Raw genomic sequence first — 12795 nt, 5'->3', positions numbered from 1 at the left:
TCTCAACAAACGGCTTCAGCCATTCCGTCAGCGCAACATCCTGCTCTGCCATCCTTCGCACCCCTGTTGAAGTGCGAAAGATCGCCGATCATCGTTAACCGAGGATTAATCTGCCAAAGTAGTGCTAGAGCGCGTCCGCTTTTCCTGCGGTTTGATGAGCGGAACGATTTAGTGACGGTACCCATAAGGCATCCACTAAGCGCTCTTCCTTGGGCCGCAGAAGCGCTCCGGTGAGGGAAGGTTCATCTCAAAGGTGTCGTCGGGCCTGCGTCGGGTTCATTCCATTCGGCACGGAGTCCCTCAATGAGCTGATGCATGCGTTGCGACAGCGCCCTGCTGTCCTCGTTCGAGGAAGCGCATGGTTGGGCGTGAGGCGGCTTCAGCGGTCCACTCCGCCTCGCGGTCATCGTTCTTCTGAACCTTGATATAGGGACAGACGTTTTCCGGCGAAATCCAACGGATCTCGTGACCATATTCGGCAACCAGCCGACCGAGATGTGCGCACCGGAGCATGTTTCCATCGCAACCACACAAGCAGGAAGCTTTACGACATAATCTATTGAAGACGGACATCGCGGATGTGGAATTCGGAGAGATGACTTTTAGTCCATCCCAAAGCGGCCTGAAGAACCCTCATGAAGCCGGTTAAACCGAAATTGGAATGGTACGACGACGCGCCGCATAACCAAGCGAAACTACTTTCTGCCATCGAAGATATCGGCGCGAGATCCGTCAAGTACCTCTCTGAATTCGGGGATGGCTGTACGCACACCGTCAAGTCGAGAGGACTATTCCGGTTATGGCTGGCCTCGATCATCCTGTTCTGCTGGATGTTGTCGGGCGGTTTCCTTCAGTAGACGTCAAAGGACTTGGGATACGAGGAATATCGAAGTCAAGGAAGTCCGCGCGTTGGCGCCGGGGATCTTGGTGCAGCGGGAGGTCTGTCGCATGCAATTCAATAAGTAAAAGCGGCTCCAGGGAGCCGCTTTCATAGGCAACAACTTGGCTATTTCAGGCGTCAGGAAATTTTCTTCAACTCCTGCAGATACCACATGATAATCGGACGAGCGATGCTAGCTTCCTTGCTCTTCCAATCCCGGAAGAGTTCCGTACTCAGAGCAAGCACGGTATTTGGAATGGCGCCGGCGTGAACCATGCGATCTATCGCTGCTGCATGCGCAACTTGGGACAACCCGCCAACTCCATCGTTGATGATCGTCACTTCGTATCCCTCGGCGAGGGCTTCCACAACAGGATAGGCGAGGCAGATTTCGGTATAGAGCGCACCGACAATCAACCTGCGCTTACCAGTTGCCTTTACGGCGGCTAGAAAGTTGGGATCTTCCCAAGCGTTCATCGAGCTGCGGTCTATGATGTTGGCGCCGGGAAGCTCCTTCGCGATCGCCTCCACGGTAGGTCCATTCACGCCCATCTCAACACCAACCGTTGAAAGAACGACCGGAATATTGAAGGCGTTAGCAATTTTGATCAGGAAGCGAGTATTAAGCTCAACTTGCGCAGCGCTTGTTTCCGATCGGATGTTGGCGAACATTTCCGGCTGGTAGTCGATAAGCAGCAGCGCAACCTCGTTGTGGTTCCAAACGGCTCCTTGTGCAGATCTTGTCTGTGATGGATACGCGGCGTCTGGGGCTGCAGCAGCGCCTGAAGGCTGTGCAAACGCTGGAGCAGCGAGGAGAGCCCCTGCGGCTGCCGCGGTCATGAAAGCGCGGCGGGCGAGTGTGAAGCGCTTGATGGTAGACGATTCGCTCTTGCTCATATTTTCAATCCTCTATTTTACCGGCGGTCTGGGCCGCGGAATGTCTGGATGGGTATAGAGAGAAGTTGTCGCTGCATTTCGGTTTCGGATGCCTTGACCGCGACCCTCTTTCGAACGATGCCCCAAACCTGCCCCGCGCGGTATTCTACCCACCGGTAATTTGCTCACCTGTGAGTATGATCACATCACAACCCAAGTGTGCTTGCTGCCGTCAGAGCCAAGTGGTCTTGCCAACGTCGGTGCCGGTCAGCTGGCGGTTGCAGTGTCCCAAAATACTGCTAGATTTCCCGAACTAACCCGCGTCTATCCTTATACGCGTGAGGGAATGGGGAAGCCGAATGGAACCGCGCGCACCACAGAGCGACGAGTTTTTCACGATACACATCGTTGATGATGATACCCAACTTCGGCTGGCGTTGGACACGTTATTTCGCTCTGTAGGCTACGCAACTAAGCTTTATGGTAGCGCCGCCGAGTTTAGCAACGCGGACGACAGTTATGGTCCCGGCTGTCTTGTGCTGGATGTGCGCCTTCCTGGGTTAAGCGGCTTGGATTTCCAGCAGCAGCTTTCCTCATCCGGCAGTTCCCTCCCTGTCATATTGATGAGTGGACATGGGGACATCCCGATGAGCGTGAGAGGGATGAAAGCCGGCGCCATCGATTTCCTTCCCAAGCCTTTCAGGGACCAAGACATGCTTGATGCCGTTTCGGCAGCCATGGAACGGGATCGGCAGAACCGCAAACACGCTGACAGCCACGCGTCGCTGCAGGCTCGTGCAGAAACTCTTTCACAACGTGAACGCCAGGTGATGGAGCTCGTCGCGAAGGGCCAGATGAACAAACAGGTCGCCCACGAACTCGGCATTAGCGAAATTACCGTTAAAATCCACCGCGGGAATGCAATGCGGAAAATGGGCGCCCGTAGTCTTGCCGATCTCGTTCTTATGGTGGCAGCCCTGAGGACATCTAACACGTTTGTATAGTTGGCTCGGATTTCCGATACGCCTATATCTTGTCCAGGAGGCATCCCATAGAAGCCGACCGGAGAAGACGTGAGCGAGCCCATTGTTTCAATTATTGATGATGATGAAGCCGTCCGGGCATCGCTTGATAGCCTTGTCCGCTCACTGGGTATGAGATCGGCGTCGTTTGCTTCTGCAGAGGGTTTCCTTGCATCTGAGATTGCGGTTCAATCCCGTTGCGTCATCAGCGACATCGATCTTCCTGGAGGAATGACTGGTTTCGAACTAGCGAAGCGGCTAGTTGAAAATTTCAGTCAGCCTCTCATCCTTGTAAGTGGTCGGTCCAATAAGGATTACGAAGCCAAAGCTCGCGAGGTTGGCGCAATATGCTTCCTGCGCAAACCGTTCAGCGCTGAGACATTAATTGGGTGCCTGTCTTCGGTGTTGGCCTTCTGACCGGTCATTAAATTGCTTGTTCGCGCGTCTGTCGGTTATCCACAAAGCGTTTGCGGTTCAGGTGTTAAAGCATAGCAGGCCGGAGCCGTAGACAGACGGATCAAGCAGCCGCCGTAGAGACAACTAATCACCGAGATCGTGCAAGCAAAGTCTTAAGTGAACCTCCTGCAGTGCTAACTCCGTGCGACCGCATCTCTCACGTGGCAAAGCAGCTTATCCGGATCAAATGGCTTCCGAAGAAAGGCGTAGCAGCCTTGGGCGTTGGCGCGTCTCTCAAGACGTTCATCAGTAAGGGCGGTAATCACAATGACCGGTACGTCAGAATATTGGTTCTCCTTGAGCTTGGCGAGGAGATCCAAGCCACTGATCTCCGCCATCTGAATGTCCGTGATGATCACAGCACTCCTTTCCGCAGCACCCGAAGCAAAGAAGTGTTCGCCACTGTCGAAGGCCATCGACTCACAACCCGCAGAATCAAGAAGGTCAGTGAGAGCGGCCCGCATGGCGGCATCGTCATCCACGACACTTACGATCAGCCTGCGCTCAAAGAGACTGGGTTTGATTTCCTCCATCTCAGAGACCTAACGCCTGTGCAAGGCGCGTGAGCTCGATGAGTGACTTAGCGCCAAGCTTTCTCATCGCAGCTGCCCGGTGAAGCTTGACCGTGACCTCGCTGATTGAGAGCTCAAAGGCGATTTGCTTGCTCAGTTGACCATTCACGACAAGTTCGATGACATTTCGCTCTCTCGGCGTGAGGCTGGCGAAGCGTCGTCGAGCGTCATCGTTGCGCTGGTTCGCGCTAGCACGGCGACGGCCCTCCTCGATTGCCTGCGCAACGGAGTCCAGTAAATCCTGATCTCGAAAGGGCTTCTCAATGAAATCAAGAGCCCCCCCTTTTATACCTCGAACGCTCATTGGTACATCACCGAATCCGGAGATTAAAATGATCGGCACCGTCCAACCCTCGCGCGCCAATTGCTCCTGGAAGTCAAGACCATTGGCTCCGGGCAAGCGCACGTCCAGGATAAGGCAGCCGGGTCGAGTCCCTTCCCTACTGGCCAGGAACTCGCGAGTGTTTCCATAGCTGGCCACGTCATACCCGACGGATTGGAAAAGATCCTCAAGCGAGGAGCGTAAACCTACGTCATCATCAATAATATGCACCAATGGATTTTCTGATGCGGGATCGGGCCTTGCCGGCTCAGACATGATATTGCCTCACAGGCAGGAGGAGCTGGAAAGTCGCGCCACGGGTGCTTCCTGGTTCTGCTACCAACGACCCGCCATGGGCGGTTGCAATCCTTCTAGATATCGAGAGACCAAGGCCCATGCCGCCCGACTTCGTAGTATAAAGCGGCGAAAAAAGTCGCTCGGTGTCTTCCGCGTCAATACCTGGCCCGTTGTCGGCGACGCGGAGTGAAAGCATGGTGTCGCTGACCGTCGTTGACACTGACAGCACCCGTCTATGGCGCACGGTGCGCATAGCTTCAATCGCGTTTCGAGCGAGGTTCATTAAAACCTGCTGGATCTGCACGCGGTTTCCAGTTGCAGACGGCAAATCAGTCGCAAAATCAGTAGCCAACATCACGTTCTCCCGGGTCAACTCGACCATCAGCAAGGAGCACACCTCGCGTATAGCAAGACTGAAATCGAAAGCGGTCGGCTCCACCGAATTACTCTGAATGAGCGACTTCAGACCGTTGATGATGGCGGCCGCGCGATTGGCTTCCTCGACGACGCGATCAAGCGACGCAATGGCCCTCTCAACAGGCTCCGGCCCAAGCTTCATCCAACGACGACAAGCCTCTGCACTCGTGCTAATAGCAGCAAGAGGTTGATTAACTTCATGGATGATTGAACCGGCAAGTTCTCCTAGCGAAGCCAAACGTAACGCGCTCGCAAGCTCGGCCTCCATGGCGCGCTGAGCTTCGTCGGCCTCTCTCCGTCCGGTTATGTCAGTCAGGACCCCAAAGTAGGCGAACTCGCCAACGTAATCGAGATCAGGTTCACCATCGCAACGAATATACTTCATCGTCCCGTCATCCAAGATGATACGGTATTCGAATTTCAGGTCTGCGCCCTTTGCGAGCGCTTCATAAAATTCGCTAGCGATGCGGTCCCGGTCATCCGGGTGTAACTTTGCAAGCCATTCTTCTACGGTGCAGCCGCGCGTGCCAGCGGGAAAACCGAATATTTTGAAAACTTCCTCAGTACCACGAATGGCGCCCGTTACGGTGTTATAACGGAAATTGCCGCACTTCCCCACTTGTTGATGCTGTATCATGGCCGCAAGAGTTTCGCGCAACTCTTCCTCCGCAGCTTCTCTACCTAGGTTCGCTTCATGGAGCTCCGCGCGAAGCTTGTCCAACGCGCTGTTCTCCGATTCACCGTATGGCTTACCTGACGCACTCCGCTCGCCGTCCATTGGTCCTCCCGCGATCCCGCATTCAAGCGTTCACGGTAGAATAACATGTTGAACGAAGCCGCCAACTTACAATTATTCCGGGCCTATTGTCGTGGAGGACGGGAAGGTCCGCAAGTCATACCCGAGGATAGTATTTGAGACGGCAAGTATGACGCGAGTGGGCTCCCTCACAACCAAAACCACCGTCTGCGCACAAAGGCTGTAAGGGGAGCAGTCCGCGAGGCAGCTTCTGGTGCGGTGAAGAGAAGCAGCGGCAACCACCGAAGCGTCTCGCATAGTGACGCCGTTTGGCCACGTCGGCGTGCCTCCATCCAACTCCACATGTCAAGAGGCGCGTAACTCGTTATGGGTGATGCCCGCGTATTAGTGGGCCTCATCTACCGTATCAACACCCCGGCCGAAAGTGCAATAGGATCCTGTCCGCAGAAGCTTCAAGGTGTTTGCCCAGAGAGCCACGTCCCCTGGGTGTTGCCATGCTTGAAATTCTAAAGGAACTCGCCACATTTTCTGGTTTGCTCATCGTGACGGCAACCATCAGCATGTATGTGTTTCAGCTGTGAGTATAGAAAATGCGGTCGCTGATAGTCATTCCAGCAACCCCTCCTCGACGGACGGTTGCGGGACAGCGCGAAGCCCTTGCGGGGCCGCGGTGCCCGTTTGCCATCCGCAGCCGAGCTGCCTTTTCGTGACCCGGGCTTTTATCGCGGCGATGCCGCCGCCATTCACGTTGAGACGTTCAGGGTCGATGCGGAGCCGGTCGCGACAATAAAAGGCCTGTACCGCAAAAGCTTCACCCACGCTGGGCTCCTCATATGCGCAGTGATGAAATTTGTAGCGAACGGTCGCCTTGAACCAACATGAACCCTCGGCACCCGCGTTTTTTAGTAGGACGTCGGTTATCAGCGATTTTTCCAAGTCCACGCTCTTGCTGGTTCTCCTACCCCGGAAGCTTGTATAAAATCTACATATCATGTCGCCTTCTCGATGCAGAGCGTCTCTGACGGCGAACTACCTCGCGACCTCTAGCGGTGACCGTTGGATGCCGCCAATCGGTAGTACGGCCGAGCATCGGCGCGTATGGATCTAACTCACAAGGATGCGCTGCCCGGCGCCAAGGTCCCGGTATGCCGGGAGCGGCATGGTGAATCCGACCCAGTGAACCGGCGATGATAGCTGCGCCAGCGACATTGTAGCCGACCGCTTCTTGTGCGGATCCGGATTAGGCACCGCCGAAAGCGGCGCCTGCGTGTAGGGGTGGCGGGGATTGCCAAAGACATCGGCGCGGGGGCCGATTTCGACGATGCGGCCGAGCAGCATGCGCTGTCGATCCAAGTACCAACGCCGGCCTCCGGCTACCCTTCGATATTCGTCAATTCCATCTCTCTCCTTTTAGCCAAAGGCGAGTGTGTCCCGTCGGAGCTATGACTTCTTAGCCTGATTCGACCATCCGCCGCCCTCAGGGGCATCAATGATCTGCAAGGCTTGCAGAAGCGGTCGACCAAACTTGACGAATTTTCTTGCCAAATCTCTGATTTTCTTCAAATTTTCGTCCTTGGATTCAATCTTGTTGCCGTCCCTCACGAGGCGTTCGCCAGTGCTGTCCAGGAAATCCCACACATAGCTGGCCAAGGCCTCGGCGCCGTCTTTGCCTTCACTGGTGGCGAGCACGAATAGCTGTGTTATGTGGTTGAGCCCGATGCCGCCTCCGGTCACCGGCGATACCATGTGATGCAGATCCATGCTGACAAGCGCCCGTTGCAGGATGTGTCGGTTCAGTGCGCTGCACTGCTCCTTGACCTTCTCCGAGGGGCTTTGGGCCGGGGCGGCAAAACCAGCCCCCGTGAGTACCGTCAGGAGATCAACGATGTCCTGAGGTTTGAGCTTTCGCAGCTTGCTGTGTTTGAGAAGTTCCTCGACACGTTTTGGTCTGTAGCCATCGTCGGCCAAGGCCTCGAGGATCAGGTCGTATTTGTCGGCGGGCAGTGCCACTTCGCCCCTCGCGCACATGATCTTTTTCGGGACATCAATCTCCGGGACTACAAGCACGAATGCCAGCGCGTACCAGGCGTCGCGATGTTCCCGACCCGGGAGTGGCCTTGCTCCCTTTACGAAGATATCGGTGCGGAAGCGCCGGTTCACCAGAAAGTCGCGGACCGTCTCGCGCATGATCGGATGGCCGATCTGCGACACGAATCTGGTGCCCGCCTCGTTGAGCTGGAACGCATCAATGCCGTCAAGCAGCCGCGCGGAGCCGACATATGTGAGTTTGGCCTCATCGAGGCTACGGGCCATGTCAGAAAAATGCTCGAGATGCCAATCCGCATTCATATACTCGTGTCCGAGATAGTTGCGCCCCTGTTTACCCATTTGCTCCAGATGATGCTTGGCGAAAGGGTTGTCCCGAAAATAGTAGGAGCCGGCCTTGGCGATCTCTTCCGCGAACTGCACCGCGCCTTCGATCATCTCGATCGGTCTCAACATCTTCCCGCCCCCATAGTCCTGGTAGAGGGACATCAGCTGCCGGATCGGTACTACGGGAGCCCAGCCGGGCAGGCAGTTATAGCTTATATACGCGACACCCCCGGGCCGAAGTTTCCGCCGGATAATGTCGGTTATGATCTTGCGGTTCTTCTCCGAGATCCAGCTCCAGATGCCGTGAAGCGCTATTACATCAAAGTCCGGAAGATCCCTCCGGTTGGCAAATTCATCGAAGGAGTCGTCGTACAGGTGGATGTCCGCTCGAGACGCATCGGCCAGTTTGTGAGCTTCGACTGTTTGCGCTGGATTGAAGTCAGTACCCCAGTAAGTTCCGGAAGATGCCGCGGCAAGCATATTGATCGTAACCCCCTGCCCGAAACCTAGCTCCAGATAGGATGGCGCATCGGGCAGTTGCGGGTCTACGGCATTGCATAAGCATGCCAGGCGCAACATGGCCGGGTTCATTTCCGGATAGTATCCATGGGTATAATTGAGGTCAGTGAAGTAACCGTGTGACCATGCCATCAGCAAGTCTCCAGGACACGTTCAAGGCTCGCGCCTGCCGTCCTTTGTTGTTGGTTCTGAAAAGAAGCAAGCGACATTGGCCGGCACCACGCGTTACAGGGGAAACCGACGGTGACGCATTCCCTTCCCGTCAAGGAAACCGTCATGGCCTCGACGCCTTGAAGCGAACCGGGGACCCGAGAATAATGGTCGATCGTCAATGGCTAAACCCCTTCTATCTATTTCTGCGGCTGCAGCGATTATATTGATGGACGAGTCCCCTCAGCCAAACGGCTCGTCGGCGGATCCTGTGACGGCAGTCATCGCTCACCGACGCAGCTAGGTAGGGGCACGGCACAAGGACAAGGAGACGCGCGGCGTCTATGCGAAATTCGCGCCGGTCATCTGCAAGGATATATCCCAGAGCCGCGCAGCCGCGCCGCTATCCAGCGCCTGCCTCGGGGGCGTCTCCTCGACGGGATATCCGCGCATTCCGCCCATTCCGTCAGGTCCATAGTAAGCGCCGTCCCGTGCCATCGGATCGGTCCCAGCGTAGAGCGTTGGCAAGGCGCCTTGCCAAGCGGGTTGGAACAGGAAAGGCAGGAAACGGCGCAGCATTCCGGGCAGGCTCGACCGCCCCGAGCCATTCACAATCAGATCGGTGCGTGTGATGCCCGGATGGGCCGCTAGGCTTTCAACGCCCCATCCCGCCGCTTTGCTGCGCCGGCTCATCTCGAAGGCAAACAGGATACATGCCAGCTTGGACTGACCATAGACCCGCATCGGTTTGTAGCTGCGCTCGGCCTGCAGGTCATCGAAGTCGATCGCGGCGCCGCGCGCCGCCACGCTGCCGAGGGTCACGACGCGCGGCCTATGCCCACGCTTCAAGAGCGGCAGCAGATGCGCCGTAAGGGCGAAATGGCCGAGATAGTTTGTGCCAAACTGGAGTTCGAAGCCATCGCTGGTCTCGCGTCGCACGGGCGGTCTCATGACTCCGGCATTGTTGATCAGGAGGTCGAGCCTGTCCTGCTCCTGCGCGAGCTGCGTCGCGAACCTGGCGATCGACGCAAGGTCTGCGAGATCCACTTGTCCGAACCGCACCTGCGCGCCAGGCACGGCATGTCGGATCGCGGCCACGGCTTCAGTACCCTTTTGAGCATTGCGCCCAGCGATCACGACGCGGGCGCCGGCGCGGCTCAAAGCTAGCGCGTCCTCGTAGCCCAGCCCCCCGGTGCCGGTCACCACGACCGCGCGGTCCTGCTGAGATGGAATATTACTGGCCGTCCATTTGGTCATTTACGATCCTTTCTTCTTGCAAGACGGAGGAGGGTCGAGCGATTCTTGCCTCGACGTACTATGTTCGTCTTCATCCTCAACATGCCAGTTGCGGCGCAAACTGCCATGCCTGAAGGAGCAAAAAACATGCCTGATTCTACGACCGCGCCTGCCAAGCACGCATCGCTTGCGAGTCATCGCGGGAAGGCATCGAGCCGCATGAAGAACGATGGGGCCGTCAACCGCCGAACCGGTCAGCCCGACGAATTGGGAAGGTAGAAAAAGTACACCATGATCGCGTCGAACCAGCCGCTGAGTCCGGCTCGTGACCGAAACCCTCCGACCGGCACGGACCAGAGCCCATATCCCACTCGATAGAGCCCCGCCCCGATCGTCAGCCCGAAACGGCCTGACCGCCCAGGCGCGATGCTGATCGTAATTGCCGGCCCGAGCTCAGCCATTGGCCATGGCGGCGCAGAGCACCATCAACGCGCCGTAGATGCCAAAGCCCGTGTCCATCAGCAGCCCGCCGACCGAACTCTTCCCAATTTGAAGCCTCACCGGATCCGGCCAAGATCACGCCGCCGAAGCAGCGATGATGCGCGCTCCCTCGAAGGCATGGCTGCTGCCCGGGGCGGGTCGCGGAAGCTTCTTTATGGCTTCATTGCGCGCGGCGAAGCACCATGGTCCGACCGAGAAGGGTGGTGCCCCTATAGGCGCGGAGTTCCAGTTTTCCGGTCACAAGCGTTGCTTGGGCGGAATGGGTCTGGCCTGTCGCTCCGCTGTAAAAATTTCCGCCTTCCCAGCGACGGTCAGCGGCATCCCACTTGAGGTTGGTCACGAGAATAGCGCGCTCCAGCGAACGGTTCCGGAGGCTCGGATCCGGATTGAGGGTGTCTTTCTTGAAGGTCTTGCCGTCAGCCTCGACCAGAAGCTTTCCGTAGAGGACGCGGGCCGCATAGGTTTCTCCGGCGTCGAACATCTCAAGTTTGAGGTTGCCGTCCTCGGACTGCCATACGCCGACAATCTGATCCGGCGAAGAGGCCTGTGCGAAAGCCTCTCCAACTGGGAGACCTGTCATTCCTGCCGAGAGCACTGCGGCCAGCAACAGGCCCATTAGTGATTTCACCATTCCATGCTTCCTTTTTACGGTTTGAGGCGGACATCGACAAGAGAGTCGTGGCGCGCCAGACGCTGTGGATGCCAATGATCCAGCGGCTCTCCTCAAAAAAGCGCGGTCGTGGAGCAGGCCGGACAACTGCGGGACATTGCGCCCTCGAAATACACGCTCGCGGCGCGGCGCCGAATGCCCAGAAGCTCAAATTTCCTGCCTGATCCTACAGTTGATTAGAGCGAGGATGGTTCATCCCAGCTCGCTCAGCAGTTCGTGAAGAGGCGAGGAAACCGGCCCTCGTTCGATCTGCCAATGCTGCCTCCTCGCCCTCCCGCCAGCGATCTGAGCAAAGCGGATCCCCCTTGACATTTGTTTAGTACCTCACATATTTGCTAGGTAGCTAGCAAAACTGGAGCACGCGTTGGTGGATCGGGAGCGGAAAGATACAGATCGCGACCTTATCGGAGCCTGGACAAAGCGATGCTACTTTGCCGGACGGGCGGTCATGGACTCTGCACTGCGTCCTTACGATCTCGGATCTGTGCAGTGGTACGTGCTCTACCAGCTCGCAACTGCCGGACCGACCATGCAACGTGATCTCGTACGGTTGCTTACGATCGAACGCGCCACAATGACCGGCATCGTCGCGACCCTCGTGCGCAAGGGTCTCGTCGAGCAAGAGCCCGACCGGGTTGATCAGCGCCAGAAGCTTCTACGCATTACCGCCACCGGCGCCAAGTTGTGGGGCGAGCTGCCCGATCTCTCTTTCATCCGCTCGGTCGCGTTCGACGGCATAGACGAGGCCGACATCGCGGTCGCGGTCCGCGTTCTTCAGACCGCAACGGAGCGTCTCGAAAACCTGCTACAGAAAGGAACCGCGTCATGACAGTCTTGGTAACCGGCGCAACAGGGCTCGTCGGAGCTCGCCTTCTTCCGCACCTTGTCGAAGCAGCGGTGAATTGCCGTGTCCTGATGCGCGGCGGGAAGCAGGCGCCCCCCTGCGTCAGCGCGGCAGAAGCGGACCTCCTCGATCCCGCGTCCCTCATGCGGGCGGTGGAGGGGGTTTCGGCGATCATCCATCTTGCTGCGGTTTTCCGCACCCCCGACACCGATCTTATCTGGAAGAGCAACCTCGAAGGCACGCGCAACCTCATCGCCGCGGCAAAGGCGCGTGCGCCCGAGGCACGTTTCATCATGGCAAGCACGTCCAATGTCTATGACCCGGACAGCCCGCGCCCTGGCCGTGAGGACGATGCGGTCAACCCGCAACAAGCCTATCCGGCCAGCAAGCTCGCCGCCGAGAACGCGCTACGTGAAAGCGGGCTAAACTGGGCGATCCAGCGGTTCGGCTTCGTTTATGGCGATAAGGACGGACATCTCGAAGAGTTGCCGCGATTGGTCACAAACTTCAAAATGCATCCTGCTCAGAGGATGAGCATCATACATCATCTCGACATCGCCACCGCCATCAACCTCGCCCTGACCGGCACGATGGATGGGCGCATCGTCAATATCGCTGATGAGGCGCCGACCTCGATCTACGAGCTCGTCGCCCTGGTCGGCGGAACAATGGAACCGTCCTCAGCGCCGCTCGCCAATCCCTGGCGCCTGCACATGGATGTCTCGCTCGCTCGCAGTCTAGGTTTTCGGCCAATCGTGAGGACCGTTTATCAGGCAATGCAGGAAAACCTGATGTGACGCCGCCGTTCGGCATCTGACGGCCCGAGGCATATCCGCGCCACTCACAGTGGCATTTCTTCGCAGCATATCAGGAAGGCCGCTCCGAACCGGGCCGGCAAGGAGC

At 57.3% G+C, this 12795-nt stretch carries 14 protein-coding genes and 2 pseudogenes; 5 read left to right on the top strand and 11 right to left on the bottom strand.

Annotated elements, in window-relative coordinates:
- Nucleotides 1-348 precede the first annotated feature (348 nt).
- Together C5L10_RS23375 and C5L10_RS34960 are read right to left on the bottom strand one after the other, a co-directional pair.
- Nucleotides 349-548 (bottom strand): annotated as a pseudogene (locus C5L10_RS23375) (IS110 family transposase); the annotation flags it as partial.
- A 20-nt stretch (nt 549-568) separates the two neighbouring features.
- A pseudogene (locus tag C5L10_RS34960) lies at nt 569-683 on the bottom strand (plasmid pRiA4b ORF-3 family protein); the annotation flags it as partial.
- Here C5L10_RS34960 and C5L10_RS33780 point away from each other — a divergent pair.
- Complete coding sequence (locus C5L10_RS33780; protein WP_172717127.1) at nt 636-857, top strand: hypothetical protein; 222 nt, start codon at nt 636-638, stop codon at nt 855-857. The pseudogene C5L10_RS34960 and the gene C5L10_RS33780 overlap by 48 nt on opposite strands.
- A 161-nt stretch (nt 858-1018) precedes the next feature.
- Here the strand turns inward: C5L10_RS33780 and C5L10_RS23365 are convergent, their stop codons facing one another.
- A complete protein-coding gene (locus C5L10_RS23365) occupies nt 1019-1777 on the bottom strand; it encodes an isochorismatase family protein (protein ID WP_105431622.1) in 759 nt (252 codons plus the stop codon).
- A gap of 338 nt (nt 1778-2115) precedes the next feature.
- Between C5L10_RS23365 and C5L10_RS23360 the strand changes: the two genes are divergently transcribed.
- Nucleotides 2116-2760 carry a response regulator transcription factor gene (locus C5L10_RS23360; RefSeq protein WP_105431621.1) on the top strand — a complete coding sequence of 215 codons (645 nt, stop codon included), beginning with the start codon at nt 2116-2118 and terminating at the stop codon, nt 2758-2760.
- A gap of 69 nt (nt 2761-2829) precedes the next feature.
- Nucleotides 2830-3195, top strand: a complete 366-nt coding sequence (locus tag C5L10_RS23355; RefSeq protein ID WP_105431620.1) for a response regulator transcription factor — start codon at nt 2830-2832, stop codon at nt 3193-3195.
- A 173-nt stretch (nt 3196-3368) separates the two neighbouring features.
- On the opposite strand, the gene C5L10_RS23350 is transcribed toward C5L10_RS23355, so the two are convergent.
- From C5L10_RS23350 to C5L10_RS23310, 8 genes are all read right to left on the bottom strand, one after another.
- Nucleotides 3369-3767, bottom strand: a complete 399-nt coding sequence (locus tag C5L10_RS23350; RefSeq protein WP_105431619.1) for a response regulator transcription factor — start codon at nt 3765-3767, stop codon at nt 3369-3371.
- Between the two features lies 1 nt (nt 3768).
- On the bottom strand, nt 3769-4404 hold the full coding sequence (locus tag C5L10_RS23345) for a response regulator transcription factor (RefSeq protein WP_105431618.1): 636 nt from the start codon (nt 4402-4404) through the stop codon (nt 3769-3771).
- Nucleotides 4397-5563, bottom strand: coding sequence for an ATP-binding protein (locus tag C5L10_RS23340; RefSeq protein WP_172717135.1), 1167 nt, complete (start codon nt 5561-5563; stop codon nt 4397-4399). The genes C5L10_RS23345 and C5L10_RS23340 overlap by 8 nt, the downstream gene beginning before the upstream one ends.
- Nucleotides 5564-6205: 642 nt before the next feature.
- A complete protein-coding gene (locus tag C5L10_RS34955; RefSeq protein WP_371411976.1) occupies nt 6206-6535 on the bottom strand; it encodes a hypothetical protein in 330 nt (109 codons plus the stop codon).
- A 168-nt stretch (nt 6536-6703) separates the two neighbouring features.
- Nucleotides 6704-6937 carry a hypothetical protein gene (locus tag C5L10_RS23330; RefSeq protein WP_105431616.1) on the bottom strand — a complete coding sequence of 78 codons (234 nt, stop codon included), beginning with the start codon at nt 6935-6937 and terminating at the stop codon, nt 6704-6706.
- 102 nt (nt 6938-7039) lie between these two features.
- Nucleotides 7040-8623: a methyltransferase regulatory domain-containing protein gene (locus C5L10_RS23325; RefSeq protein ID WP_105431615.1), complete on the bottom strand. Its 1584-nt coding sequence runs from the start codon at nt 8621-8623 to the stop codon at nt 7040-7042.
- A gap of 360 nt (nt 8624-8983) precedes the next feature.
- Entirely contained in the window at nt 8984-9898 is a 915-nt protein-coding gene (locus tag C5L10_RS23320; protein ID WP_105431614.1) for an SDR family oxidoreductase, read from the bottom strand.
- 640 nt (nt 9899-10538) lie between these two features.
- Nucleotides 10539-11009, bottom strand: a complete 471-nt coding sequence (locus C5L10_RS23310) for a DUF2147 domain-containing protein (protein WP_105431612.1) — start codon at nt 11007-11009, stop codon at nt 10539-10541.
- 487 nt (nt 11010-11496) lie between these two features.
- Here C5L10_RS23310 and C5L10_RS23305 point away from each other — a divergent pair, with 487 nt between their 5' ends.
- Together C5L10_RS23305 and C5L10_RS23300 are read left to right on the top strand one after the other, a co-directional pair.
- Entirely contained in the window at nt 11497-11877 is a 381-nt protein-coding gene (locus tag C5L10_RS23305) for a MarR family winged helix-turn-helix transcriptional regulator (RefSeq protein WP_371411975.1), read from the top strand.
- Entirely contained in the window at nt 11874-12689 is an 816-nt protein-coding gene (locus C5L10_RS23300) for an NAD(P)-dependent oxidoreductase (protein WP_105431611.1), read from the top strand. The genes C5L10_RS23305 and C5L10_RS23300 overlap by 4 nt, the downstream gene beginning before the upstream one ends.
- The last annotated feature ends 106 nt before the right edge of the window (nt 12690-12795 follow it).

Source organism: Neorhizobium sp. T6_25 (assembly GCF_002968555.1).
Taxonomy (GTDB): domain Bacteria; phylum Pseudomonadota; class Alphaproteobacteria; order Rhizobiales; family Rhizobiaceae; genus Neorhizobium.
Note: the sequence above shows the minus strand (reverse complement) of the source record. Positions and strands in the feature narration are given on the sequence as shown.

Coding starts and splice junctions, on each gene's coding strand:
- C5L10_RS33780 (WP_172717127.1), top strand. CDS start 636: ATGAAGCCGGTTAAACCGAAATTGGAATGGTACGACGACGCGCCGCAT.
- C5L10_RS23350 (WP_105431619.1), bottom strand. CDS start 3,767: ATGGAGGAAATCAAACCCAGTCTCTTTGAGCGCAGGCTGATCGTAAGT.
- C5L10_RS23365 (WP_105431622.1), bottom strand. CDS start 1,777: ATGAGCAAGAGCGAATCGTCTACCATCAAGCGCTTCACACTCGCCCGC.
- C5L10_RS23320 (WP_105431614.1), bottom strand. CDS start 9,898: ATGACCAAATGGACGGCCAGTAATATTCCATCTCAGCAGGACCGCGCG.
- C5L10_RS23360 (WP_105431621.1), top strand. CDS start 2,116: ATGGAACCGCGCGCACCACAGAGCGACGAGTTTTTCACGATACACATC.
- C5L10_RS23305 (WP_371411975.1), top strand. CDS start 11,497: ATGGACTCTGCACTGCGTCCTTACGATCTCGGATCTGTGCAGTGGTAC.
- C5L10_RS23310 (WP_105431612.1), bottom strand. CDS start 11,009: ATGGTGAAATCACTAATGGGCCTGTTGCTGGCCGCAGTGCTCTCGGCA.
- C5L10_RS23325 (WP_105431615.1), bottom strand. CDS start 8,623: ATGGCATGGTCACACGGTTACTTCACTGACCTCAATTATACCCATGGA.
- C5L10_RS23330 (WP_105431616.1), bottom strand. CDS start 6,937: ATGCTGCTCGGCCGCATCGTCGAAATCGGCCCCCGCGCCGATGTCTTT.
- C5L10_RS23345 (WP_105431618.1), bottom strand. CDS start 4,404: ATGTCTGAGCCGGCAAGGCCCGATCCCGCATCAGAAAATCCATTGGTG.
- C5L10_RS23300 (WP_105431611.1), top strand. CDS start 11,874: ATGACAGTCTTGGTAACCGGCGCAACAGGGCTCGTCGGAGCTCGCCTT.